Below are 22,035 nucleotides of genomic sequence, written 5' to 3'. Positions count from 1 at the left end.
TCATATTGTTTCAACAGCAATGGCTGTTGCTTCGCCGCCACCGATACAGACTGAAGCCATGCCGCGCTTGAGATCGTTCTGCTTCATGGCATGAAGCAGGGTAACGATGATGCGTGCACCAGAGCAGCCAATCGGATGGCCCATAGCGCAGGCACCGCCATGGATATTCACCTTGTCGGCGGGGAGGTCGAGTTCCTGCATTGCAGCCATAACAACCACAGCGAAAGCTTCATTGATTTCAAACAAATCAACGTCGCGTGCAGTCCAGCCGGTTTTGTCGAAGAGTTTTTTCATCGCAAAAATCGGGGCCGTGGTGAAGAGCGAGGGCTGTTGCGCGTGGCTTGCGTGGTCGCGAATAATGGCAAGCGGTTCTGCGCCCAGCTTTTGGGCTTTGGACAGGCGCATCAGGGTAAGCGATGCCGCACCATCGGAAATCGATGAAGAATTGGCGGCTGTAACCGTGCCGCCTTCGCGGAAGGCAGGCTTGAGGTTTGGTATTTTTTCGGGCTTTGCGCGGGTTGGCTGCTCGTCGCGGTCAAGCGCTGCAACATGGACCAGCTCTTGTGCGAAAGAACCCGCCTCAGCTGCCTTGAGTGCGCGCGAAAGTGAGCGGAGGGCAAATTCGTCCTGTTGCTCACGCGTGAACTGGTAGTGATCTGCTGTTTCTTCCGCGAATGTTCCCATGGCGCGGCCTTCGTCATAGGCGTCTTCAAGACCGTCGAGAAACATGTGATCGTAGATTTTGCCGTGGCCCATGCGATAGCCACTGCGTGCTTTTTCAAGCAAATAAGGTGCATTGGTCATGCTTTCCATGCCGCCTGCGACCACAATGTCCGCACTTCCTGCGGCAATGAGATCGGCGCCCAGCATGACGGTTTTCATACCCGATCCGCAAACCTTGTTGATGGTCGAGCAAGGCACAGCCTGTGGGAGACCGGCATGAATTGCGGCCTGACGTCCGGGTGCCTGCCCCAGTCCTGCGGGCAACACACAGCCCATCAGCACTTCGTCGATCTGATCGGGGTCAAGCTTCGCCCGGTGAACGGCTTCCTTGATTGTGGCTGCGCCCAGTGCTGTTGCACTCTCCCCCTTGAGCGCACCTTGAAAACTTCCGATCGGTGTTCGTACCGCACTGGCGATAACGATCGGATCTTTTGTTTCCGACATTTGTTTACTCCTCCAGTAAAGCACAGTGATAACAGCATAGCGGAGGCTGTGAAAACAGCCTAAATATGATGAGCAAAGCTGATGAACTCATGTCGCGAAGGTATGGATGAAATGCGTGAGACAAATTCAGGCAGAATCCGTGTGGGTATTGGCGGCTGGGCTTTCGAGGAGTGGGACAAGAGTTTCTATCCGGAAAAGCTCTCCAAAAAACGCCAGCTCGAATATGCTTCGAGCAAGCTGACCTCTATCGAAATCAACAGTACCTATTATGGTCCGCAGAAGCCCACGACTTTTGCCAAATGGCATGATGAAACGCCGGTTGACTTCGTTTTTTCGCTGAAAGCACCGCGCTTTTCGACCAATCGGCGGGTGCTGGCCGAGGCGGGAGAGAGCATCGAGAAATTCGTGACCGGCGGCCTGCTTGAGCTCAAAGACAAGCTTGGTGTCATCAACTGGCAGTTCATGGGTACGAAAAAGTTCGATCCAGCCGATTTTGAAGCTTTTCTCAAGCTTCTGCCAAAACGTGTCGATGGGCGTGATCTGCGCCATGCGGTCGAAGTGCGCCACGACAGTTTCAACTCGCCGGATTTCATCGCGCTGCTGCGGGAATATGGCGTTGCGGTGGTGATTGCGGGCGACAGCAAATTCGTGGAAATTGCTGATATGACTGCGCCTTTTGCCTATCTGCGCATCATGGGTACGCAGGAAGACCAGAAGCTCGGCTACAGCGAGGCGGATCTTGACCATTGGGCAGAGCGGGCCAAAGCAATTGCGGTTGGGCATGTGCCCGATAGTCTCAAAACCATCACGCCGCCGCTTCCCGATAACGTTGCCCGCGATGTTTATCTTTATGTCATCAGCGGCCATAAGGCGCACAACCCACAAGCTGCAATGGCCTTGATTGATCGCATAAAATAATGCGTCTTCGCAGGCGTTGATTTTTTGTGAGTCTTGAGTCGATCATGTCGAAGTTTGATACGTCTGCCCTAGAAGCCTTTGTTCGTCACATTCCTCAAAACTACAAAGGTCCGGGCGGCGTTATCGCCGTTGTGAAGGACGGTGAGGTCGTGTTGCAGCACGCCTGGGGTTTTGCCGATCTTCGCACGCGAAAGCCCATGACGCTCGATACGCGGATGCCGATCTGTTCGGTCAGCAAACAGTTTACCTGTGCTGTGATGCTTGATGCGGTGGGCGAGCCTGAGTTGCTCGATGATGCGCTTGCAGCCTACCTCGACAAGTTCGAAGACGAGCGCCCCGCCGCTCGCGATCTCTGCAACAACCAGTCCGGCCTGCGCGATTATTGGGCACTAACTGTCCTGTGCGGTGCCGATCCGGAAGGTGTGTTTTTGCCAGAGCAGGCGCAAAGCCTGTTGCGCCGCCTGAAGACCACACATTTTGAACCGGGTTCGCATTACTCTTATTGCAACGGCAATTTCCGCATTCTGGCGGACCTGATCGAAGCGCATACCGGGCGTACGCTGGTTGATCTTCTGTCCGAGCGGATTTTCAAGCCTGCAGGAATGAAGCGTGCCGCGCTTATCCCCGATACGGCGCTGTTTGAGGAATGTACGGGTTATGAAGGCGATACGGTTCGCGGGTTTCTGCCTGCCACGAATCGTATTCATTGGATAGGCGATGCAGGCATCTGCGCTTCGCTCAATGATATGATTGCGTGGGAGCAGTTCATCGATGCAACGCGTGATGATGAACAGGGTCTCTATCGTCGGCTGAGCGGGCCGCAAACGTTTAAAGACGGTGCTGCGGCACCTTATGGCTTTGGCCTCAATTTTCACGAAACAGGCGGCAAGCGCCTAACGGGTCATGGTGGTGCATTGCGCGGCTGGCGCTGCCAGCGCTGGCATTGTGCGGAGGAACGTCTCTCGACAATCGCCATGTTCAATTTTGAAGGCGGGGCCTCCGAGGTTGCCTTCAAACTGATGAATATTGCTTTGGGCGTATCGTCATCCGATGTGGTGCGCGTCGAAGCCGATGCGGCATGGTTTGGTTCGTGGCTCGATGAGAAGACGGGGCTTGTTCTCAGTCTTGAAGATGCTGGTCATGGCCGCATGAAGGCGCGTTTTGGCACCAGCCCGGAAATTATGGATGTGGTGAGCGCAAATGAGGCACGTTCAGCTATGACCACGATTCAGCGCGAAGACGATGTGATTGAACTTTCCCGCGAAAGTGAAAACCTTTCGCTGGTTATGAACCGTGTCAAAGGCGAAGCGAGACAGGATATCATCGGGCACTATCACAGCGATGAGCTTGATGCTGATCTGCTGCTGATTTCCGAAGGCGGCGCAATCTATGGCGCTTTTGAAGGCTTCCTTGGCAAGAGCGACATGTATCCGCTTTATAGTGTCGGGGCTGATGTCTGGCTGATGCCTGTTCAGCGCTCGATGGATGCACCGTCGCCCGGCGAGTGGAAGCTTGTTTTCCGCCGCGATGACAAGGGTGCGATCACAGATTTGAGCGTCGGCTGCTGGCTTGCACGCGGTGTTGAATACAGGAGAGTTGAGCCATGACTGAACTGAAATTCAGAACCCGCGAAACCGGGGCGGTTGCGGAAATGCCACATGGCAAGCTGCCGACAATCACAACGCCGACAGGCGGCGCGGTGGAGATTGTCACCAGCGTCAGCCAGCCGGGTTTTAACCCGCTCGATCTGATCTATGCATCACTTGCAGCCTGCATGGCGCTCAGTGCGCGTGTTGCTGCGACCAAGCTCGAATTGCGTGAAAAGCTTGACCATGTTCGGGTGGAGGTAAAAGGCGATAAGGCCCATGAAGGCCCGTCACGCATCGAACGATTCGCTGTAACATTTCATTTCGATGGCGATCTCACGGAAGATGAAAAGCATCGTCTTGCAGAGGTGGCCGAGCAAATCTGCACCGTCAGCAATACGTTGCGCGGCGATCCGAAGTTCGATCTCAAAGTCACGTAATCAGATTTCTTCGCGTATACGGTCAACGCCAAGCGCGATCACGCTTTCCATCGCAGCACGTGCTTTTTGCTGATCGCGCGAGGCAATCGCATGGGCAATGCGCATGTGATTGGCGGCACATTCTGCAATGCCTTCGGGTGAACTTGCCGGAGACGATAACTGGAACGAAATTGCAAGCGCTGCTTCAATCAGGCTGCTCACGGAACGCATGAATGGATTGCCTGACATGCGGGCAATTGCCAGATGAAACTCAAGGTCGACCTTAGCGATGGATTCTGGCGTATGCATGGGGTCGTCAAATTTCGCAGCAAGCGCATAAAGCTCAACAAGTTCCTCGCTGGTTGCATTTTTTGCGGCAGCGGCGGCGGCAGCGGGTTCAAGCGCCATGCGCATTTCCGCCAGATGATCGACGAAGACCTCATCAAAGCCTGCTTCGAACCGCCATGTCAGCACGTCAGGATCAAAAAAGTTCCAGCTGCTTGCGCCGAGCACACGGGTTCCAACTTTGGCTTTTGGTTCGATCAGGCGTTTTGCAGACAGCGTTTTCATCGCTTCGCGCAGAACAGTGCGGGAAACGCCAAAGCGCAGCGACAATTCGTTATCGCCCGGAAGTATCGAGCCTTCGGGAATGGTGCCTGCGACGATGCCGCGCCCCAGTTCACCCACGACAACGGCGTGGCTGTTATGGCGCTTGCGTCCGGTTATGGCCGTTTCCAGTAATCCCAATTCAGGCCTCCTTCATGCGTTGACGCGCGAGTCTTATATCGGAAAACCATACAAGTCCTCGCTGTAGCGCAATGAACAGGAACAGCAAGATACCGATTGCTATTTTTGTCCACCACGAAGACAGCGTTCCATCGAAAACGATATAAGTCTGTATGAGGCCCTGTATCAGAATACCGACGAACGTACCTGCCACCAGACCGGCCCCACCGGTGAGAAGTGTGCCGCCGATGACCACCGATGCAATGGCGTCAAGTTCCACTCCAACGGTTGCGAGCGAATAGCCGGATGATGTGTAGAGCGTATAAACGATGCCTGCCAAGCCGGAAAGCACGCCCGACACTGTATAGATGCCGATTGTCGTGCGGCCAATCGGAACGCCCATCAGTTCCGCCGATTGCGCATTGCCGCCGAGCGCATAGATGTTTGCGCCAAAGCGTGTGCGATGCGCGATGATACCGCCGATGATGAAGACCGCCAGCATCAGCATGGCGACAAATGTCAGTCTGCCACCACCCGGAAGCCGGAAGTAAAAGCCCTGCAATGTTTCGATAAAAGGGTGCGAAATCGGCACAGACTGCGTTGAAATGAGGAATGCCGCACCGCGTGCCAGAAACATGCCTGCAAGGGTCGCAACAAAGGGCGGGATGCCGAGATAATGGATCATCATACCCATCCACGCGCCAAACATTGCGGCAATCACCAGAATGAGTGCGAAGGCGATCAACGGATGCATGCCATGTCCTACAAGGACTGCCACAAAAACGCTGGTAAAGGCGATGACTGATCCGACTGATAGGTCAATGCCGCCGGAGATGATCACAAAGGTCATGCCAACGGCTGCGATACCTAAAAAGGCATTGTCCGTCAGAAGATTACCGATCACTCGTGTTGACAGCATGTTCGGGAACTGGATCACGCAGACCGCATAGGCGAGCAGGAAAATCGCGACCGTTGTGACGAAAGGCAGATTGCGAAGCACTCTCATTGCCGTGCTCCCTGTTGACTTTGTTGGTTTGTATTGGCTGTATTGCCTTTGCGTTCAGCGCGCAGGAAGGTGAAGAAGCCAGCTATTGCAGGCGACTGGAACGTGAGTACGATCACGATAATGCCTGCCTTGATGATGAGGTTGAATTCTGGCGGAAACCCAGCCATCAGAATGCCGGTATTGATCGACTGGATGATCAGCGCGCCGAGCAGCGATGCCATTATTGAGAAGCGCCCGCCATTCAGCGACGTGCCGCCGATGACGACCGCCAGAATGGCGTCGAGTTCAAGCCATAGGCCGGCATTGTTGGCATCTGCGCCGCGAATATCGGCGGTCGTAATGAGACCGGCAAGCGCTGCACAAACGCCTGATACTGCATAGACGCTGAACAGAAGAAAGCGGGCTTTAACGCCTGCCAGCATGGCGGCGCGGCGGTTGATGCCGGTTGCTTCAATCAGGAAGCCAAGCGCTGTCGAGCGCACGACAAGCCCGACGACAAGGCCTGCCAATATCCAGATCAGCACCGGCACCGGCACGCCAAGAAACGAACCGGAGCCAAGAGTTGCAAAGGAATCATTGTTGAAGGTGAGGATTGCGCCTTCGGTGATAAGCTGCGCGATGCCACGCCCAGCCACCATCAATATCAGCGTTGCGATGATGGGCTGAATGTCGAAAACCGCTACCAAAAAGCCGTTCCACAAGCCGCAGAGCAGACCCACGCCGAGTGCCACGGGAATGACGATCGCCAGCGGATAGCCAGAAACGATGAGCGATGCAGCCGCAGCGCCGCTGATTGCCATGACCGCGCCGACCGACAGATCAATACCGCGTGTCGCAATCACCAGTGTCATGCCGACGGCGAGAATGGCAACGGGCGCAGCACGTACCAGAATATCGATAAGGCTTCCGTAAAGGCGCCCGTTCTGAAAGGAAATGCCCAGAAAGCCCGGTGATATGATGGTGTTTACAATCAGAATGAGCGCAAGGGCTGCGAGCTGTGGGCTTAGTCTTTTCAGTTTTTTGCCAATACGCGCCATCATGCTGCATCTTCCTTTATGCTTCCGGTCTCGGCGATGGCACGCACGATATTGTCGGCGGTGATTTCTGCGCCCGAAAGTTCTGCCACATGGCGGCGGTCTGAGAGCACGACAACGCGGTTTGCCACGGCTGCAAGCTCCTCAAACTCGGATGAAATAATCACCAGAGACATGCCTTCGGTGCAGAGTTCACCGATGAGTTTGAGAATCTCCGCATGGGCGCCGATGTCTATGCCGCGGGTTGGTTCGTCCAGAATCAGCAGGCGCGGATCGGTGGCCAGCCAGCGTGCCAGAATGGCCTTTTGCTGGTTACCGCCCGATAGAAACTTGATCGGTTTGTCTGGATCTGCGGGGCGGATATCCAGCGCCTTGATATAGCGCTCTGCAAGCGCTGCTTTTTCGCGTGAGGAAATCGGCTTCGACCAGCCGTGTTTTGCCTGTATGGCGAGCGCGATATTTTCTGCCACCGAAAAATCGCCGATGATGCCATCGGTTTTGCGCTCTTCCGGGCAGAAGGCAAAGCGTTCGGCAATGGCTGCAACAGGTGAGGGCAGCTTTGTGTCTTTGCCATCAACCATGAGTGCACCGCTGTCTGCCTGATCGACGCCGAACATGAGCAATGCGGTTTCTGTACGGCCAGAGCCGAGAAGGCCTGCAATGCCGACCGCTTCACCCGGCTTGATGGCAAGATCGAAAGGTGCAACACTGCCTTTTTTACCAAAGCCTGAAAAGCGAATGGGGGCAGTCCCGTTATCGCTTGCTTCTTCCGTCAGCTGTCTGCGGACGGTTTCCTGCAACTGATGGCCAAGCATCATTGAGATCAAATCGGTGCGCGGTAGTTCTGAAAGATTGCGACTGCCAACCAGCCGGCCATTGCGCAGTACGGTGACGCAATCGGCAATGGCATAGACCTGATCCAGAAAATGCGTGATGACGATGATGCCGAGGCCTTCGGCTTTCAACTGACGCAGCACACCAAACAGCATCTCGACTTCGCGGGCATCAAGACTGGCGGTCGGTTCATCCAGCACCAGCACCTTGCCGGAAACATCCACCGCGCGAGCGATTGCGATAATCTGTCGGATCGCCACCGAATAAGCGGACAGTGGTGCGCCGACATCAATGGTGAGGCCATAGCGCGCGAGCAGGGTGGCCGCGTCGGTCTCCATGCGGCGCCGGTCGATGAAACCGAAACGCCGTAGCTGACGACCCAGAAACAGGTTTTCGGCAACGGTCAGGTTCTCCAAGAGATTGACCTCCTGATAGACCGTGCCGATGCCGAGCGTCTGTGCTTCTGACACGGAAGCGGGCGCAATTTCTTGTCCATCAAGCAAAACCGAACCGTCAAAGCCATGATAGGCGCCAGTCAATATCTTGATAAGCGTTGATTTTCCTGCCCCGTTTTCGCCGAGCAGCGCGTGTATTTCACCACGATTGAGCACGAAATCGACGTGATCAAGCGCAGTTACTCCGAGAAAGGATTTGGTTATTGAGCGCGCTTCAAGAAGCGGCGTTGCTGGCGTCTCGCGCGCAGCGATGTCGGGGCGAGCCATGGCAGTCTTCCGTTCGCATCTTGCAGAACTCGCTCCGGGCCGCGATGAGAAGCGGCCCGGAGGCATGAAGGTGTGATCTGAGGCTTAGTAGCCGAGGCCCTTCTTGGCTTCATAAACGGCCTTTGGATCATCAGCCTGTGTGTAAAGCTTGGATTCGGTCTGGATCCATTTTGGCGGAACAGTGCCATTGGCTTTGAGTGCTTCGATGACGTCGAAAGCAGGACCTGCCATGTTTGGCGTCAGCTCAACCGTTGCATTGGCTTCGCCATTGGCCATTGCCTGGAAAATATCCGGCACGGCATCGATTGAAACGACCTTAATGTCGGTTCCGGGCTTGAGACCAGCTTCCTTAATGGCTTGAATGGCGCCGACGGCCATGTCGTCATTATGCGCGTAGACTGCACAAATGTCCTTGCCGCCATTTTCCGCCTTGATGAAGCTTTCCATGACTTCCTTGCCCTTGGTGCGGGTGAAGTCGCCAGTCTGCGAGCGGGATATCTTGATGTTATCGTGGCCTGCAAGTGCTTCTTCAAAGCCCTTCTTGCGGTTGATCGCCGGAGAAGAACCTGTCGTGCCCTGAAGCTCGACGACCGAACAAGGCTGGTCGCCGACTTCCTTGACCAGCCAGTCGCCCGCGACCTTGCCTTCATGGACTTGATCGGAGGTGACAGCGGTGAGATAAAGGTCTTCCGGTGCGTCAATCTGGCGGTCGAGAAGCACGACCGGAATTTCGGCTTCCTTGGCTTCTTTCAGAACGGCGTCCCAGCCGGTTGCAACAACCGGCGCAATCAGGATGGCATCAACGCCTTGTGCAATGAAGCCGCGAACGGCCTTGATCTGATTTTCCTGCTTCTGCTGTGCGTCGGCAAATTTGAGAGTGTGGCCGCGCTTCTCAGCTTCCTGCTTTGTTACACTTGTTTCGGCGGCGCGCCAGCCCGATTCTGAACCGATCTGCGAGAAGCCGACCGTCAGGGAAGCGGCGGATGCGCTTGAGATCAGAGCGAATGAAAATGCGGCTGTCAGAGCCGTCAGACTGCGTTTCATATTAAGTCCTCCCAATAAAAAGGCTCTCCCAGCCTTCGTGTTTATGAAGCATATAATATTACTTTATGGCAAGTACATTTCGTATATTCGCTGAAAATTGGGGGTGCGACAAACGTGCATGATGGCGAATTTTATAGTGAAATCATGCGTTTATTAAAGGGGCGGCAATGGTCTTGGTATGGGGGTGGTGCGCGCTGTGTTTCCCTTGCTTGACAAGTGGGTATTTGCCGAAATAGTCATATTAATGAGAAGGAGCCGTTCATCCGCATACCTGTGTTTTTGAACGGTCGAGAAGAATGTTCCGCAAGCGTTTTGCGGAAAATGGGAGGTTTAATGTTACGTCTGGTACAAATCCGCGACTTGCGCGGAGAAACACGTGTGGCCGCTTGCGATGATGAAGGCGCGGCCCATATCGTCAATGGCGTGACGACGACTTACGAACTGGCATGGGCGGCGATCTCTGCGGGCATTAGCCTTGCTGAGCAGGTTGAGCGTAATGGCAAAGGTGAAGCTGTCGATCTTGATGCCGCACTTGCTGATGGTCAGGTTGACCTGCCTATTACCCATGAAGATCCCGCGCATTTGATTGTTGCAGGGACAGGCCTCACACATCTTGGTTCGGCGGATGGTCGTGACAAGATGCACAAGGCAGCACAGGCCGCTGAAAAGCCGACCGACTCGATGCGCATGTTTTTGATGGGTGTTGAAGGCGGTAAACCAAAGCGCGGTGAGACGGGCGTTCAGCCGGAATGGTTTTACAAAGGCGATGGGTCGGCGCTGGTCGCGACGGGCGGTGAACTCGTCTCTCCAGCTTTTGCCGAGGATGGCGGTGAAGAGCCGGAACTCGCAGGCATCTATCTGATCGGCCCGGACGGTACGCCGTTCCGCCTTGGCTTCTGCCTCGCCAATGAGTTTTCCGATCATGTGATCGAAAAGCAGAATTATCTGTGGCTGGCGCATTCAAAGCTGCGTCAGGCGTCGCTGGGGCCAGAGCTTTATGTGGGCGCTCTGCCGGATCATGTTGAGGGTGTTTCGCGGATCAAGCGTGGCGATCAGGTGATCTTTGAAAAGCCGTTTCTGTCGGGCGAAGCGAACATGTCGCATACGATCGCCAATCTGGAACATCATCATTTCAAATATGAACTGTTCCGTCGTCCGGGAGACATTCATGTGCATTTCTTCGGCACGGCGACATTGTCGTTTTCGGAAGGTGTTAAGACGGAAAACGGCGACCAGTTCGAAATTTCCGCAAAGCCTTTCCGTTATCCGCTGGTCAACAGGCTGGCGCAGGCGAAAGCCGAAGATATTGCCGTGAAGGCGCTTTGAGATGACAGTGGCGTCCAATATCAATCTGGCAATTGTTGGTCTTGGCAAGATTGCCCGCGACCAGCATCTGCCATCGATTGAAGCGACGAGTGGCATTGAACTCAAAGCCATTGCCAGCCGCAATGCGGGTCTTGATGGGTTGCCGTCGTTCCATGACATTGAAGAGCTGCTTGAGAGTGATGTTGCAATCGATGCGGTGTCGCTTTGCACGCCGCCGCAGGGGCGTTTCAATCAGGCTTATGCAGCCCTTGCGGCGCGCAAGCATGTGATGCTGGAGAAACCTCCGGGCGCGACGATTTCGGAAGTGCAGGCGCTGACGCGTTTTGCTGAAAAGCAGGGCGTTACGCTTTATGCGACCTGGCATTCGCGCGAAGCCGCAGCCGTTGAACCGGCACGCGGATTTCTGAAAGATGCCGCAATCAAATCTGTTGCGGTGTCGTGGAAAGAGGACGTGCGCCACTGGCATCCCGGCCAGCAATGGATCTGGGAGCCGGGTGGTCTTGGTGTGTTCGATCCGGGCATCAATGCGCTCTCAATCGTGACGCATATTCTGCCGGAACGGTTTTTTCTCACCAAGTCCGACCTCTATTTTCCAGAAAATCGGGCGGCACCGATTGCCGCTGATCTCGCGTTTGAAACGGAAGGCGGCGTGCCGGTTTCCTTTGAACTCGACTGGCGCCAGACGGGTCCGCAGACATGGGATATTCGGGTCGAGACAGACAAGGGAACGCTGCTTCTCAGTCATGGCGGCAGTCGGCTGACGATCGCAGGCACGGAAAAAATGGCGGAGCCTGATCGTGAATATCAGCGTCTTTACCAGAATTTTGTGAAGCTGGTTGGCGAAGGGCAGAGCGATGTTGACCTAGCACCTCTGACCCATGTTGCCGATGCTTTCCTTCTCGGAAAGCGCCATGCCGTTGAATCTTTTGAAGACTAGGAATTGGGGCCGCGCGGCGGTCTCTTACCCATGCAGGACAATGAAATGAATAAGCCCGTTACGCCGAAAGCACCGAGATTTCGCTCACGCGCATGGTTCGATAACCCGGACAATGTTGATATGACGGCGCTCTATCTTGAGCGTTACATGAATTACGGTCTCAGTCAGGAAGAACTGCAATCCGGTCGTCCGATCATCGGCATTGCGCAGACGGGTTCTGATCTTTCGCCGTGCAACCGTCATCATCTGGAACTGGCCAATCGCGTGCGTGAAGGTGTGCGTGAAGCGGGCGGCATCGTGATCGAATTTCCGGTCCATCCGATTCAGGAAACCGGCAAGCGTCCGACTGCAGGCCTTGATCGCAACCTTGCTTATCTCGGCCTCGTCGAAGTGCTTTATGGCTATCCGTTGGATGGCGTTGTGCTGACCATTGGTTGCGACAAGACCACGCCTGCCTGTCTGATGGCTGCTGCGACCGTCAATATTCCGGCAATTGCGCTCTCCGTTGGTCCGATGCTCAATGGCTGGTTCCGGGGTGAACGCACGGGTTCGGGCACCATCGTCTGGAAGGCGCGTGAGCTGCTCGCCAAGGGTGAGATCGACTATGCGGGCTTTGTAAAGCTGGTTGCGTCTTCCGCACCATCGACCGGTTATTGCAACACGATGGGTACGGCCACGACGATGAATTCGCTTGCCGAAGCACTCGGAATGCAGCTTCCGGGTTCGGCGGCGATTCCAGCGCCTTATCGTGATCGTCAGGAAGTGGCTTATCTGACCGGCCGCCGCATTGTGGAAATGGTTTATGAAGACCTCAAGCCAACTGACATCATGACGAAGGAAGCCTTTATCAATGCGATCCGCGTCAATTCCGCGATTGGCGGTTCGACCAATGCGCCGATCCATCTCAATGCACTGGCACGTCATGTCGGCGTGGAGCTGAGCGTCGATGACTGGCAGAAATATGGCGAGGAAATTCCGCTTCTGGTCAATCTCCAGCCAGCGGGCGAATATCTCGGTGAAGATTACTACCACGCGGGCGGTGTGCCAGCAGTCGTCAATCAGCTGATGGGGCAGGGCCTCATTCACGAGGATGCGCTCACTGTCAACGGCAAGACCATCGGTGAAAACTGCAAAAACGCAACGATTGAAGACAGCAATGTCATCAAGACCTTTGACCAGCCATTGAAGAAACATGCCGGTTTCCGCGTGCTGCGCGGCAATCTCTTCTCGTCGGCGATCATGAAATTGAGCGTTATTTCGGAAGAATTCCGCAATCGCTATCTCACAGACGAAAAAGACCCGAATGCCTTTGAAGGCAAGGCGATTGTGTTTGATGGCCCGGAAGATTATCACCACCGGATTGATGATCCGTCGCTCGAAATTGACGAGCGTTCGGTGCTGTTCATGCGTGGTGCGGGTCCAATAGGCTATCCGGGGGCAGCGGAAGTCGTGAATATGCGCGCGCCTGATTATCTTTTGAAGAAGGGCATCAGTTCGCTCCCTTGCATCGGCGACGGTCGCCAGTCGGGCACGTCGGGTTCGCCGTCGATCCTCAACGCGTCGCCGGAAGCAGCCGCTGGCGGTGGCCTTGCCATCCTCAAGACGGGTGATCGGGTCCGCATCGATATTGGTCGTGGTACGGCGGATATTCTGATTTCGGATGACGAGCTGGCCGAACGCCGCAAGGCTTTGGAAGCTGCCGGTGGTTATAAATATCCGGAAAGCCAGACGCCGTGGCAGGAAATCCAGCGCGCGGTTGTTGGTCAGATGGAAACAGGTGCGGTTCTCGAAAACGCGGTCAAGTATCAGGACATTGCGCATACGCGTGGCCTGCCACGAGATAACCATTGATGTTGGGAGTCAAAACACCATTTGCGGCAGTTGCGGACTGGGGAACAACCCGGTTCCGCCTCTGGACGCTGGATGTTGATGGCAACGTGCTCAATGAAAGCCGTGGTGATGACGGGCTGATCTCTGCAAAAGAAACGGGCTTTGAAACGCTGCTTGAACAGCATCTGGCGAAGCTTGGTGCGCCGGATGATCTGCCGGTGGTGATCTGCGGCATGGCGGGTTCGCGCACTGGCTGGATCGAAGCACCTTATATGAGCTTGCCCGCCGGGCTTGAAGGCGTCGTTGCTGCTGCGGTTCGCGTGCCTGCAAAGCGCCCCGTCATCATGCTGCCGGGTGTTGCACGGCGGAGCGTCGATGCGCCGGATGTGATGCGCGGCGAGGAAACCAAGCTGCTTGGTCTGGTACATCGCGGTACGCGGGATGCCGTGGTGGTGATGCCCGGAACGCACGCCAAATGGGTGCAGATTGCAGACGGCAAGCTTAACGATTATCGCTCTTTCATGACGGGTGAATTGTTTGCGCTTCTCAAAGACAAGTCGGTTCTCTCCGGTGCGCTTGAAGGGGCCGGACCGGTTGACCCAAAGAGTGCTGCCTTTGCTAGAGGCGTGAAAGCTTCGCTTGAAACACCGGAGCTTATCGCCAACGCGCTCTTTACGGTGCGTGCTGGCTGGCTGGTGCATGACTATAAGCCGACCGATCAGCTTGCACGTCTGTCGGGTCTGCTGATCGGGCTGGAGGTTGCCGGTGGCCGCACATTGTTTGGCAAACCTCATGAAGTTCTGCTGCTTTCCGACGGCATGATGGGCGCGCTTTATGCGTCTGCACTTGAGATTGCCGGTGTGAAAGTGAGCCACATCGAGGCTGATGAACTGGTGCGCGATGGGTTGTTCATGGCCGCCCGCCATGCTTTTGCGGGAGGTGCGCAATGAGCGATCATATCGCATGGCCCAAACTGCGCTATCCGCTGGTTGCCATTCTGCGTGGCATTCGGCCGGAAGAAACCGAAGCCATTGTCTCCACTCTGATTGAGACGGGCTTTGAGGCGATTGAAATTCCGCTCAATTCGCCGGAGCCGTTTGTCTCCATTGAGAAAGCTGCAAAGCTTGCGCCGGGCAATGTGCTGATTGGTGCTGGCACCGTGCTGTCGGTTGAGAATGTGGATCGGCTTCATGATGTCGGCGGCAGGCTTCTGGTCAGCCCGAATGTCGAGCCGGATGTCATTCGCCGCGCGAGTGCGTATGGCATGGTGACAATGCCCGGCGTGTTCACGCCGACTGAGGCTTTCAGCGCCATTCATGCAGGCGCATCGGCGTTGAAGTTCTTCCCGGCGAGTGTGCTGGGGGCCGATGGCATCAAGGCCATTTGTGCAGTCTTGCCAAAAGATATTCCGGTGGGTGCTGTGGGTGGCGTATCGGAAGATAATTTTGCCACTTATGTCGGCGCGGGCGTGCGCTGTTTTGGACTAGGTTCCAGTCTTTATAAGGCTGGACTGACTGCTGCTGAGGTTCGCGACCGCGCGCAGCGTGCAGTTGAGGCATGGGACAAGATCGCAGGCTGAGTGCTGTTGTGACTTGTTTTGGAGGAATTCCGCAGGGCCTAACGGCGGGGGCGGAAATTTTGGGAGAACGGCAGGCCTTAAAAGCCTGTCCTACGATGGGAGTGAGACAATGGCAGGCATAAAATCATTCACACTGGCGGCAGCATTAGCTGCATTTGCCTTTACGGGCTTTGCACAAGCCGAGGACAAGGGCCTCGTTGGTGTAGCAATGCCAACCAAGTCGTCGGCGCGCTGGATTGCTGACGGCGATAACATGGTCAAGGTGCTTCAGGAGCGCGGTTATAAGACCGATCTTCAATATGCGGAAGACGATGTTCCGAACCAGTTGGCCCAGATCGAAAACATGGTGACCAAGGGTGCCAAGGTTCTGGTCGTGGCATCGATCGACGGCACCACGCTTTCCGATGTTCTGGCAAAAGCCAATGATGCAGGCATCAAGGTCATCGCCTATGACCGCCTGATCCGCGACACACCGAATGTGTCCTATTATGCGACCTTTGATAATTTCCAGGTTGGTGTGTTGCAGGCACAGTCGATTGAAAAGGCACTTGATCTCAAGAACAAGGAAGGCCCTTTCTATATCGAATTGTTCGGCGGCTCGCCTGACGATAACAACGCCTATTTCTTCTATAATGGCGCAATGTCCGTTCTTCAGCCTTACATCGACAGCGGCAAGCTTGTTGTTGGCAGCGGCCAGACCGGCATGGACAAGGTCGCAACGCTGCGCTGGGATGGGGCAACCGCTCAGGCACGTATGGATTCAATCCTCTCGGCCTTTTATTCCGACAAGAAGCTTGACGCTGTTCTGTCACCTTATGACGGTATTTCGATTGGTATTCTGTCGTCGCTTAAGGGTGTTGGTTATGGCAGCGGCGACATGCCGATGCCTGCCGTTTCCGGTCAGGATGCGGAGGTGCCTTCGGTCAAGTCGATCCTTGCTGGCGAACAGAATTCGACAATCTTCAAGGATACCCGCGAACTCGCCAAGGTCACCGTTGATATGGTTGACGCTGCGATGAGCGGCAAAGAGCCGGAAGTGAACGACACCAAGACCTATGACAATGGCGTCAAGGTTGTGCCGTCCTATCTGCTCAAGCCGGTGATCGTCGATAAGTCGAACTGGAAGGAAGTTCTGGTCGATAGCGGTTACTACAAAGAAGATCAGATCCAGTAAATTTTGTGCCCGGACGCGCCGCAAAACAAGTGCGTCCGGCATGCCTGCTCTAATGCCATCATCCCCGCCGCCCAGTTTTCGAACTGGGTTAGGCCAACAGATTGACAGCGTTGTCTTTTTGAAGGCGATAAAACCGGGAGTGGTGGCATGGCAGGTTCGTTATGGGAGCGAGCGATGAACGTAACCAATTCTGTCCCGCTTGAGCAGAACAGTGGACAGCCGGATAGTGCCGGTAAACCACTGCTGGAAATGCGCGGCATCAGCAAATCTTTCGGCGTTGTGAAGGCGTTGAGTGACGTCAATTTCACGGTAATGCCGGGAGAAATTCACGCATTTGTGGGTGAAAATGGTGCGGGTAAATCCACGCTGATGAAAGTGCTGTCGGGTGTTTATCCCTCTGGCAGTTATGACGGTTCGATTGTCTTTGACGGAGAGGAGCGGCATTTCCGCGACATCAATGATTCCGAGGCGCTTGGCATCGTGATCATCCATCAGGAGCTTGCATTGGTGCCGCTGATGTCGATTGCCGAGAATATTTTTCTCGTCAATCCACCCGGCTCTTACGGTGTGATTGATCGCAACGAAGTCTATCAGCGCACAAAGGCGCTTTTGAAGAAAGTCGGACTGACGGAGTCGCCTGATACGCTGGTGACGGATATTGGTGTTGGCAAACAGCAACTTGTTGAAATCGCCAAAGCGCTCTCCAAACGGGTACGCTTGCTCATTCTTGATGAACCAACGGCAAGTCTGAATGAAACCGACAGTGCGGCGCTTTTGGCACTGCTGAAAGAATTTCGTGCGCAGGGCATCACTTCGATCCTGATTTCGCACAAGCTCAATGAAATCCGCGAAGTGGCTGACAAGATTACCGTGCTGCGCGATGGACGCGCGGTTGCGACGTTGGATTGTCATGCGGGCGAAGTCGAGGAAGATGACATTATCCGCAAGATGGTCGATCGTGATCTGGAAAGCCGCTATCCAAAGCGCGATCCGAAGATCGGCGATGTGATTTTCGAGGTCGACAATTGGTCGGTTTATCATCCGTTGCACCCGGAACGTCACTCGGTTAAAAACGTGTCGTTCAAAGTGAAAGCGGGCGAAATCGTCGGCATTGCTGGCCTTATGGGTGCGGGTCGTACCGAATTTGCCATGAGCCTGTTCGGACGCTCATGGGGTACAAATATTTCCGGCGATGTGCGCATGCATGGCAAGCCGGTTGATATTTCGAGCGTTGCCCGCGCCATCAAATCGGGTCTCGCCTATGTGACTGAGGACCGCAAGAAGCTGGGCCTTGTTCTGGGCGAAAATATTTCGCGCAACATATCACTCGCGCATTTGCGCGGCGTCAGCCCCAAGGGGGTGATCGACAGTATTCGCGAAATGAAGGTCGCGAACGACTACCGCTCTCAAATGAGTATTCGCTGCCACAATGTTTATCAGGAAACCGGCACGCTTTCAGGCGGCAACCAGCAGAAGGTGGTGCTGTCGAAATGGCTGTTCACCGGACCCGATGTGCTGATCCTCGATGAACCGACACGTGGCATCGATGTGGGCGCGAAATACGACATTTATACAATCATCAATTCACTGGCTGACAGCGGCAAGGGCGTGGTCGTCATTTCATCCGAAATGCCGGAGCTGATCGGGATCTGCGACCGCATTGTCGTCATGCACGAGGGCGCTTTCGTCGGCGAAGTGGCGGGCGAGGCAGCAACGCAGGAAAACATCATGCGCGCCATCATGCAGAACAAAGGAAAACAACAATGAGCGAGAACGTTATCCAGGGCGGTCAGAAGGCGCCAAGCAGCGTGGGGCGCTATTTAAAGAACAATCTGCGTGAATCGGGAATGCTGCTCTCGCTGATTGCAATCATGATCTTTTTCCAGATTGTTACCGGCGGCGTACTGATGAAGCCGCTGAACCTGACTAACCTCGTGTTACAAAACAGTTATATCGTCATCATGGCGCTTGGAATGTTGCTGATTATTGTGACCGGGCACATCGATTTGTCGGTCGGATCGGTGTGTGGTTTCATCGGCGCGCTGGCTGCTGTGATGATGGTGCGATGGGGAATTCCGTTTCCGATTGCCGCCATTCTGTGCCTGATTGCCGGTGGGATTATTGGCGCGATGCAGGGCTTCTGGGTTGCCTATTTCAATATCCCGTCCTTTATCGTCACACTTGCTGGCATGCTGGTTTTCAAGGGGTTGATGCTGGCGGTGCTCGGCGGACAGTCGGTCGGTCCATTCCCACCGATGTTTCAGAAGCTCTCGTCAGGCTTTATTCCTGAATTCATTGGTGTGACAGGCGGTATTTATCTCACATCGCTGATCCTTGGTCTGGTTCTTGCTGGTTTTATCGTCTGGCAGAACACACGCTCGCGTGCACGTCATATTGCGCATGAGGTCGAGACAGAACCGTTCGGCCTGTTTGTGGTCAAGAATATTCTGTTCTTTGCAGGTATCGCCTATCTGGCGCTGCTGATCTCGTCGCATCGCGGCATGCCTAACGTACTGATTATCATGGCTGTTTTGATCGCGGCCTATGCGTTTCTCACAAGCCGCACGGTTATTGGTCGTCAGATTTATGCGGTCGGTGGCAATCGCCATGCAGCGAAGCTTTCGGGCGTCAAGACCGAGCGGCTGACCTTCCTTGCATTTGTGAATATGGGTGTGCTGGCAGCCCTTGCCGGTCTGGTTTTTGCAGCACGTCTGAACACGGCGACACCAAAGGCCGGTCTTGGATTTGAGCTTGATGTGATTGCTGCCTGCTTTATCGGTGGCGCATCGGCTTATGGTGGTGTGGGGCGTGTGACGGGGGCTGTGATCGGCGCGCTGATCATGGGTGTGATGAACAACGGCATGTCGATTCTCGGGATCGGGATCGACTATCAGCAGGTCATCAAGGGGATCGTTCTGCTGGGCGCTGTTTGCATCGATGTTTACAACCAACGCCGCTAAAATAGGGATTTGCCATGAATTGGCCATATTATGAACACGAGCTTGCCGTGAAAATCACATTTTGAACATCACTTTTCGCGAATTAAACATCGCTTTTCGCGGAAAAATGCTCAGAAAAAGCGCGTTTTCGCGCTTTTGCTCCGCCCTTTTGGGAGAGGGAGGCGTGAGCCAGTCGGGCCGGAACTCAGTTCCGGCCCGATCTGTTTTCAACTTGATTTATGATTTTTAAATCGCTGTGCGGCGCGCGTGGTCGAGATAGATCTCACGCAGCTTGAGCGCCACCGGACCGGGTTTGCCGCCACCGATTGGTTTGTCGTCGATAAACGAAATCGGCGTTACGAACGTACCCGCACTGGTCATGAAGGCTTCTTTCGCAGCATAGGCTTCATCAAGCGTGAAAGCACGCTCTTCGAGCGTCATGCCGGTCTCGGCAATGAGCTGCAACAGCGACAGGCGTGTACAGCCCGGAAGCACCGCATTGGAATTGGGGCGGGTGACGATGACATCGTCCTGCGTGACGATATAGCCGGTCGAAGATGCGCCTTCGGTGACAAATCCGTCCTCCAGCATCCAGGCTTCATCGCAACCGGCATTCTTTGCGATTTCTTTGGCGAGCGCCTGCGGCAGAAGGCAGACGGTTTTGATGTCGCGGCGTTTCCAGCGCAGATCATCAAGTGACAGCACGCGGATGCCTGTTTCGACTTCCGGTCTGTTGGCAAGGGCCTTAACTTGAGTGAACAGAACGACCGATGGCTTCAAGCCCTTGGCGACAAAATCACGGTCGCGACCGTCACCGCGCGTGACCTGAAGATAGACCAGACCTTCGGTCAGGTTATTACGGCGGATCAGTTCGCGCTCGATCTCGACCATCTCATCTTCGCTCATCGGCATCGGAATACCAATTTCACCGGTTGAACGACGCAGGCGCTTCATATGCGGATCACTATCGACCAGCTTACCGTCAAGCACGGCGGTCACTTCGTAAATGCCGTCACCGAAGAGAAAGCCACGGTCAAAGATGGAAATACGGGCATCGCGGGCGGCAACATATTCGCCATTCACGTAAACGATGCGGTTTTCAAGTGCTGCTGAAATAGCCATGGTCTGTCCTGAGATGGGAAAATTGCGAACAACATCGCAGCAATTTCTTAAGCGTTCAATGCTTCAAGTGAAACATCTATTTTCAGGTGATTTGAGGTTTTCAAGGAGGGGGGCCGGCGACTGGCGGCATGCGTCAGAGTGCAATTTGGAAAGCGTCAAAGAGCCAAAGACAGGCATGTAACGTAATGTTATTTCAGCTTTGGCCTGCTTTTAAGAATGGTGCGCTAAAATAATCGGTTTCAGAACGGTTTATCGACTTCAACGAAGAATGTGATTCATGAAAAAGCCGCCGCAGGGGAAAGCGGCGGCCAAGTTGCGGCTTAATCTGGGTGGCGATCAGGCCGCGCGTTTTAACGCATCTCCAATCATGGAAACGATGGTGTCGATCTGTTCCTTTTCCACGATGAGCGGTGGCGAAAGCGCGATCACATCGCCGGTGACGCGGATCAGGAGACCCTTCTTGAAGCAATCGACAAAGACATCGTAAGCGCGTGCGCCAATGGCGCCTTCGCGTGACGACAGTTCGATTGCGCCTACGAGGCCCAAGTTGCGGATGTCGATGACATTTGGTGCGTCTTTGAGCGAATGAAGTGCGTTCTGCCAATGCTCGGCCAGTTCAGCGCCGCGGGTAAGCAGGCCTTCTTCGGCGTAGATTTCAAGCGTTGCAAGACCGGCAGCACAGGCAACCGGATGGCCGGAATAGGTGTAGCCGTGGAACAGCTCGATGGCGTTTTCCGGGCCGGTCATCAGTGCGTCATGCACCGCACGGCTTGCAAAGACAGCACCCATCGGGATTGCGCCGTTTGTCAGGCCCTTGGCGGTGGTGACGAGATCAGGCTTGACGCCGAAATAATCGACAGCAAATGGTGTGCCGAGGCGTCCGAAGCCGGTGATGACTTCATCATAGATCACCAGAATGCCGTGCTTGTCAGCGGTTGCGCGGATGCGTTCGAGATAGCCCTTTGGTGGCAGAACGACACCGGCGGAACCGGACATTGGTTCAACGATGACGGCGGCAATCTTTTCTGCGCCGTGCAGCTGAACCAGACGTTCCAGATCGTCTGCAAGCTCAATGCCGTGCTCCGGCAGACCTTTGGAGAATGCATTGCGGCCAACATCAAGCGTATGGCGCATATGGTCGGCAGGGATTTGCGGGAAGACGCGGCGGTTGTTGACGAGACCGCCGACAGAAATGCCACCGAAGCCAACGCCGTGATAACCTTTTTCACGGCCGATCACGAGGGTACGGGTGCCCTGACCGATGGCGCGCTGATAGGCGATGGCGATCTTGAGAGCGGTATCAACCGATTCCGAGCCGGAATTGGTGAAGAACACGCGGTCCAGCTTGGCATCCGGGCCGCCGGGCGCAATGGCTGCGAGCTTTTCAGCAAAGTCGAAAGCGATGTTGTGGCCCATCTGGAAGGTTGGCGCGAAGTCCATGGTCGAGATCTGGCGCTCGACGGCTTCCGTGATGCGCTTGCGGCCGTGACCGGCATTGCAGCACCAAAGGCCAGCCGTACCATCGAGAACCTGATTGCCGTCGACATCGGTGTAATACATGCCCGAAGCGCTTGCGAGCAGGCGTGGAGCGGCCTTGAACTGGCGGTTCGCTGTGAACGGCATCCAGAAGTTATCAAGGCTTGGCGCGTTGGTGTTGTTAAGCATTAGAACC

At 55.0% G+C, this 22,035-nt stretch carries 19 protein-coding genes; 11 read left to right on the top strand and 8 right to left on the bottom strand.

Going from position 1 to position 22,035, the window contains the following annotated elements; all coding sequences use genetic code 11:
- Positions 1-1,167, bottom strand: a complete 1,167-nt coding sequence (locus VBH83_RS08400) for an acetyl-CoA C-acyltransferase (RefSeq protein WP_265985681.1) — start codon at positions 1,165-1,167, stop codon at positions 1-3.
- 81 nt (positions 1,168-1,248) lie between these two features.
- Between VBH83_RS08400 and VBH83_RS08395 the strand changes: the two genes are divergently transcribed.
- Genes VBH83_RS08395 through VBH83_RS08385 form a run of 3 tightly spaced genes read left to right on the top strand, consistent with a single transcriptional unit; the run spans position 1,249 to position 4,111 of the window.
- The gene (locus VBH83_RS08395) at positions 1,249-2,085 is read left to right on the top strand and encodes a DUF72 domain-containing protein (protein WP_396997146.1); all 837 of its coding nucleotides are present in this window, start codon (positions 1,249-1,251) and stop codon (positions 2,083-2,085) included.
- A 44-nt stretch (positions 2,086-2,129) separates the two neighbouring features.
- Positions 2,130-3,692 (top strand): D-aminopeptidase, encoded by a 1,563-nt coding sequence (locus tag VBH83_RS08390; RefSeq protein ID WP_265985679.1) that lies wholly within the window; start codon positions 2,130-2,132, stop codon positions 3,690-3,692.
- Positions 3,689-4,111: an OsmC family protein gene (locus VBH83_RS08385; RefSeq protein WP_265985677.1), complete on the top strand. Its 423-nt coding sequence runs from the start codon at positions 3,689-3,691 to the stop codon at positions 4,109-4,111. Before VBH83_RS08390 ends, VBH83_RS08385 begins: the two co-directional genes overlap by 4 nt.
- Here VBH83_RS08385 and VBH83_RS08380 read toward each other — a convergent pair whose 3' ends face one another.
- The 5 genes from VBH83_RS08380 to ytfQ form a co-directional block, all read right to left on the bottom strand.
- On the bottom strand, positions 4,112-4,837 hold the full coding sequence (locus VBH83_RS08380) for a FadR/GntR family transcriptional regulator (RefSeq protein WP_265985676.1): 726 nt from the start codon (positions 4,835-4,837) through the stop codon (positions 4,112-4,114).
- 1 nt (position 4,838) lies between these two features.
- Entirely contained in the window at positions 4,839-5,822 is a 984-nt protein-coding gene (gene yjfF, locus VBH83_RS08375) for a galactofuranose ABC transporter, permease protein YjfF (RefSeq protein WP_265985674.1), read from the bottom strand.
- A complete protein-coding gene (locus VBH83_RS08370; protein WP_265985671.1) occupies positions 5,819-6,862 on the bottom strand; it encodes an ABC transporter permease in 1,044 nt (347 codons plus the stop codon). Before VBH83_RS08370 ends, yjfF begins: the two co-directional genes overlap by 4 nt.
- Positions 6,859-8,412, bottom strand: a complete 1,554-nt coding sequence (locus VBH83_RS08365) for a sugar ABC transporter ATP-binding protein (RefSeq protein ID WP_265985670.1) — start codon at positions 8,410-8,412, stop codon at positions 6,859-6,861. The genes VBH83_RS08370 and VBH83_RS08365 overlap by 4 nt, the downstream gene beginning before the upstream one ends.
- A gap of 84 nt (positions 8,413-8,496) precedes the next feature.
- Complete coding sequence (gene ytfQ / locus VBH83_RS08360; protein ID WP_265985669.1) at positions 8,497-9,456, bottom strand: galactofuranose ABC transporter, galactofuranose-binding protein YtfQ; 960 nt, start codon at positions 9,454-9,456, stop codon at positions 8,497-8,499.
- Between the two features lie 333 nt (positions 9,457-9,789).
- Between ytfQ and araD1 the strand changes: the two genes are divergently transcribed.
- The 8 genes from araD1 to mmsB all read left to right on the top strand — a co-directional run bounded on the left by araD1 (position 9,790) and on the right by mmsB (position 19,262).
- Positions 9,790-10,782, top strand: a complete 993-nt coding sequence (araD1, locus tag VBH83_RS08355) for an AraD1 family protein (RefSeq protein WP_265985668.1) — start codon at positions 9,790-9,792, stop codon at positions 10,780-10,782.
- A gap of 1 nt (position 10,783) precedes the next feature.
- Positions 10,784-11,719: a Gfo/Idh/MocA family protein gene (locus tag VBH83_RS08350; RefSeq protein WP_265985667.1), complete on the top strand. Its 936-nt coding sequence runs from the start codon at positions 10,784-10,786 to the stop codon at positions 11,717-11,719.
- Positions 11,720-11,764: 45 nt separating this feature from the next.
- Positions 11,765-13,570 carry an IlvD/Edd family dehydratase gene (locus VBH83_RS08345; protein ID WP_265985666.1) on the top strand — a complete coding sequence of 602 codons (1,806 nt, stop codon included), beginning with the start codon at positions 11,765-11,767 and terminating at the stop codon, positions 13,568-13,570.
- Positions 13,570-14,499, top strand: coding sequence for a 2-dehydro-3-deoxygalactonokinase (locus VBH83_RS08340; protein WP_265985665.1), 930 nt, complete (start codon positions 13,570-13,572; stop codon positions 14,497-14,499). The genes VBH83_RS08345 and VBH83_RS08340 overlap by 1 nt, the downstream gene beginning before the upstream one ends.
- Positions 14,496-15,128 (top strand): 2-dehydro-3-deoxy-6-phosphogalactonate aldolase, encoded by a 633-nt coding sequence (locus VBH83_RS08335; RefSeq protein ID WP_265985664.1) that lies wholly within the window; start codon positions 14,496-14,498, stop codon positions 15,126-15,128. The genes VBH83_RS08340 and VBH83_RS08335 overlap by 4 nt, the downstream gene beginning before the upstream one ends.
- Positions 15,129-15,237: 109 nt before the next feature.
- Complete coding sequence (chvE, locus tag VBH83_RS08330; protein WP_265985663.1) at positions 15,238-16,302, top strand: multiple monosaccharide ABC transporter substrate-binding protein; 1,065 nt, start codon at positions 15,238-15,240, stop codon at positions 16,300-16,302.
- 174 nt (positions 16,303-16,476) lie between these two features.
- Complete coding sequence (mmsA, locus tag VBH83_RS08325) at positions 16,477-18,069, top strand: multiple monosaccharide ABC transporter ATP-binding protein (RefSeq protein ID WP_323054557.1); 1,593 nt, start codon at positions 16,477-16,479, stop codon at positions 18,067-18,069.
- Positions 18,066-19,262: a multiple monosaccharide ABC transporter permease gene (gene mmsB / locus VBH83_RS08320; RefSeq protein ID WP_396997138.1), complete on the top strand. Its 1,197-nt coding sequence runs from the start codon at positions 18,066-18,068 to the stop codon at positions 19,260-19,262. Before mmsA ends, mmsB begins: the two co-directional genes overlap by 4 nt.
- A 225-nt stretch (positions 19,263-19,487) precedes the next feature.
- Here mmsB and VBH83_RS08315 read toward each other — a convergent pair whose 3' ends face one another.
- Positions 19,488-20,363: a D-amino-acid transaminase gene (locus tag VBH83_RS08315; protein ID WP_265985661.1), complete on the bottom strand. Its 876-nt coding sequence runs from the start codon at positions 20,361-20,363 to the stop codon at positions 19,488-19,490.
- Between the two features lie 336 nt (positions 20,364-20,699).
- The gene (locus VBH83_RS08310) at positions 20,700-22,028 is read right to left on the bottom strand and encodes an aspartate aminotransferase family protein (protein WP_265985660.1); all 1,329 of its coding nucleotides are present in this window, start codon (positions 22,026-22,028) and stop codon (positions 20,700-20,702) included.
- Positions 22,029-22,035 lie beyond the last annotated feature (7 nt).

Origin of the sequence: Ochrobactrum sp. S1502_03 (assembly GCF_044435015.1) — a bacterium.
Lineage (GTDB): Bacteria > Pseudomonadota > Alphaproteobacteria > Rhizobiales > Rhizobiaceae > Brucella > Brucella chromiisoli.
This window is presented reverse-complemented; position numbering and strand designations above follow the sequence as displayed.

Excerpts from the sequence above, each read along its gene's own strand:
- VBH83_RS08385 (WP_265985677.1), top strand. The coding sequence starts at position 3,689 with ATGACTGAACTGAAATTCAGAACCCGCGAAACCGGGGCGGTTGCGGAA.
- VBH83_RS08335 (WP_265985664.1), top strand. The coding sequence starts at position 14,496 with ATGAGCGATCATATCGCATGGCCCAAACTGCGCTATCCGCTGGTTGCC.
- VBH83_RS08350 (WP_265985667.1), top strand. The coding sequence starts at position 10,784 with ATGACAGTGGCGTCCAATATCAATCTGGCAATTGTTGGTCTTGGCAAG.
- araD1 (WP_265985668.1), top strand. The coding sequence starts at position 9,790 with ATGTTACGTCTGGTACAAATCCGCGACTTGCGCGGAGAAACACGTGTG.
- VBH83_RS08390 (WP_265985679.1), top strand. The coding sequence starts at position 2,130 with ATGTCGAAGTTTGATACGTCTGCCCTAGAAGCCTTTGTTCGTCACATT.
- VBH83_RS08365 (WP_265985670.1), bottom strand. The coding sequence starts at position 8,412 with ATGGCTCGCCCCGACATCGCTGCGCGCGAGACGCCAGCAACGCCGCTT.
- VBH83_RS08395 (WP_396997146.1), top strand. The coding sequence starts at position 1,249 with ATGAACTCATGTCGCGAAGGTATGGATGAAATGCGTGAGACAAATTCA.
- VBH83_RS08400 (WP_265985681.1), bottom strand. The coding sequence starts at position 1,167 with ATGTCGGAAACAAAAGATCCGATCGTTATCGCCAGTGCGGTACGAACA.
- VBH83_RS08370 (WP_265985671.1), bottom strand. The coding sequence starts at position 6,862 with ATGATGGCGCGTATTGGCAAAAAACTGAAAAGACTAAGCCCACAGCTC.
- chvE (WP_265985663.1), top strand. The coding sequence starts at position 15,238 with ATGGCAGGCATAAAATCATTCACACTGGCGGCAGCATTAGCTGCATTT.
- VBH83_RS08315 (WP_265985661.1), bottom strand. The coding sequence starts at position 20,363 with ATGGCTATTTCAGCAGCACTTGAAAACCGCATCGTTTACGTGAATGGC.
- mmsB (WP_396997138.1), top strand. The coding sequence starts at position 18,066 with ATGAGCGAGAACGTTATCCAGGGCGGTCAGAAGGCGCCAAGCAGCGTG.
- VBH83_RS08310 (WP_265985660.1), bottom strand. The coding sequence starts at position 22,028 with ATGCTTAACAACACCAACGCGCCAAGCCTTGATAACTTCTGGATGCCG.
- yjfF (WP_265985674.1), bottom strand. The coding sequence starts at position 5,822 with ATGAGAGTGCTTCGCAATCTGCCTTTCGTCACAACGGTCGCGATTTTC.
- VBH83_RS08340 (WP_265985665.1), top strand. The coding sequence starts at position 13,570 with ATGTTGGGAGTCAAAACACCATTTGCGGCAGTTGCGGACTGGGGAACA.
- VBH83_RS08345 (WP_265985666.1), top strand. The coding sequence starts at position 11,765 with ATGAATAAGCCCGTTACGCCGAAAGCACCGAGATTTCGCTCACGCGCA.
- mmsA (WP_323054557.1), top strand. The coding sequence starts at position 16,477 with ATGAACGTAACCAATTCTGTCCCGCTTGAGCAGAACAGTGGACAGCCG.
- ytfQ (WP_265985669.1), bottom strand. The coding sequence starts at position 9,456 with ATGAAACGCAGTCTGACGGCTCTGACAGCCGCATTTTCATTCGCTCTG.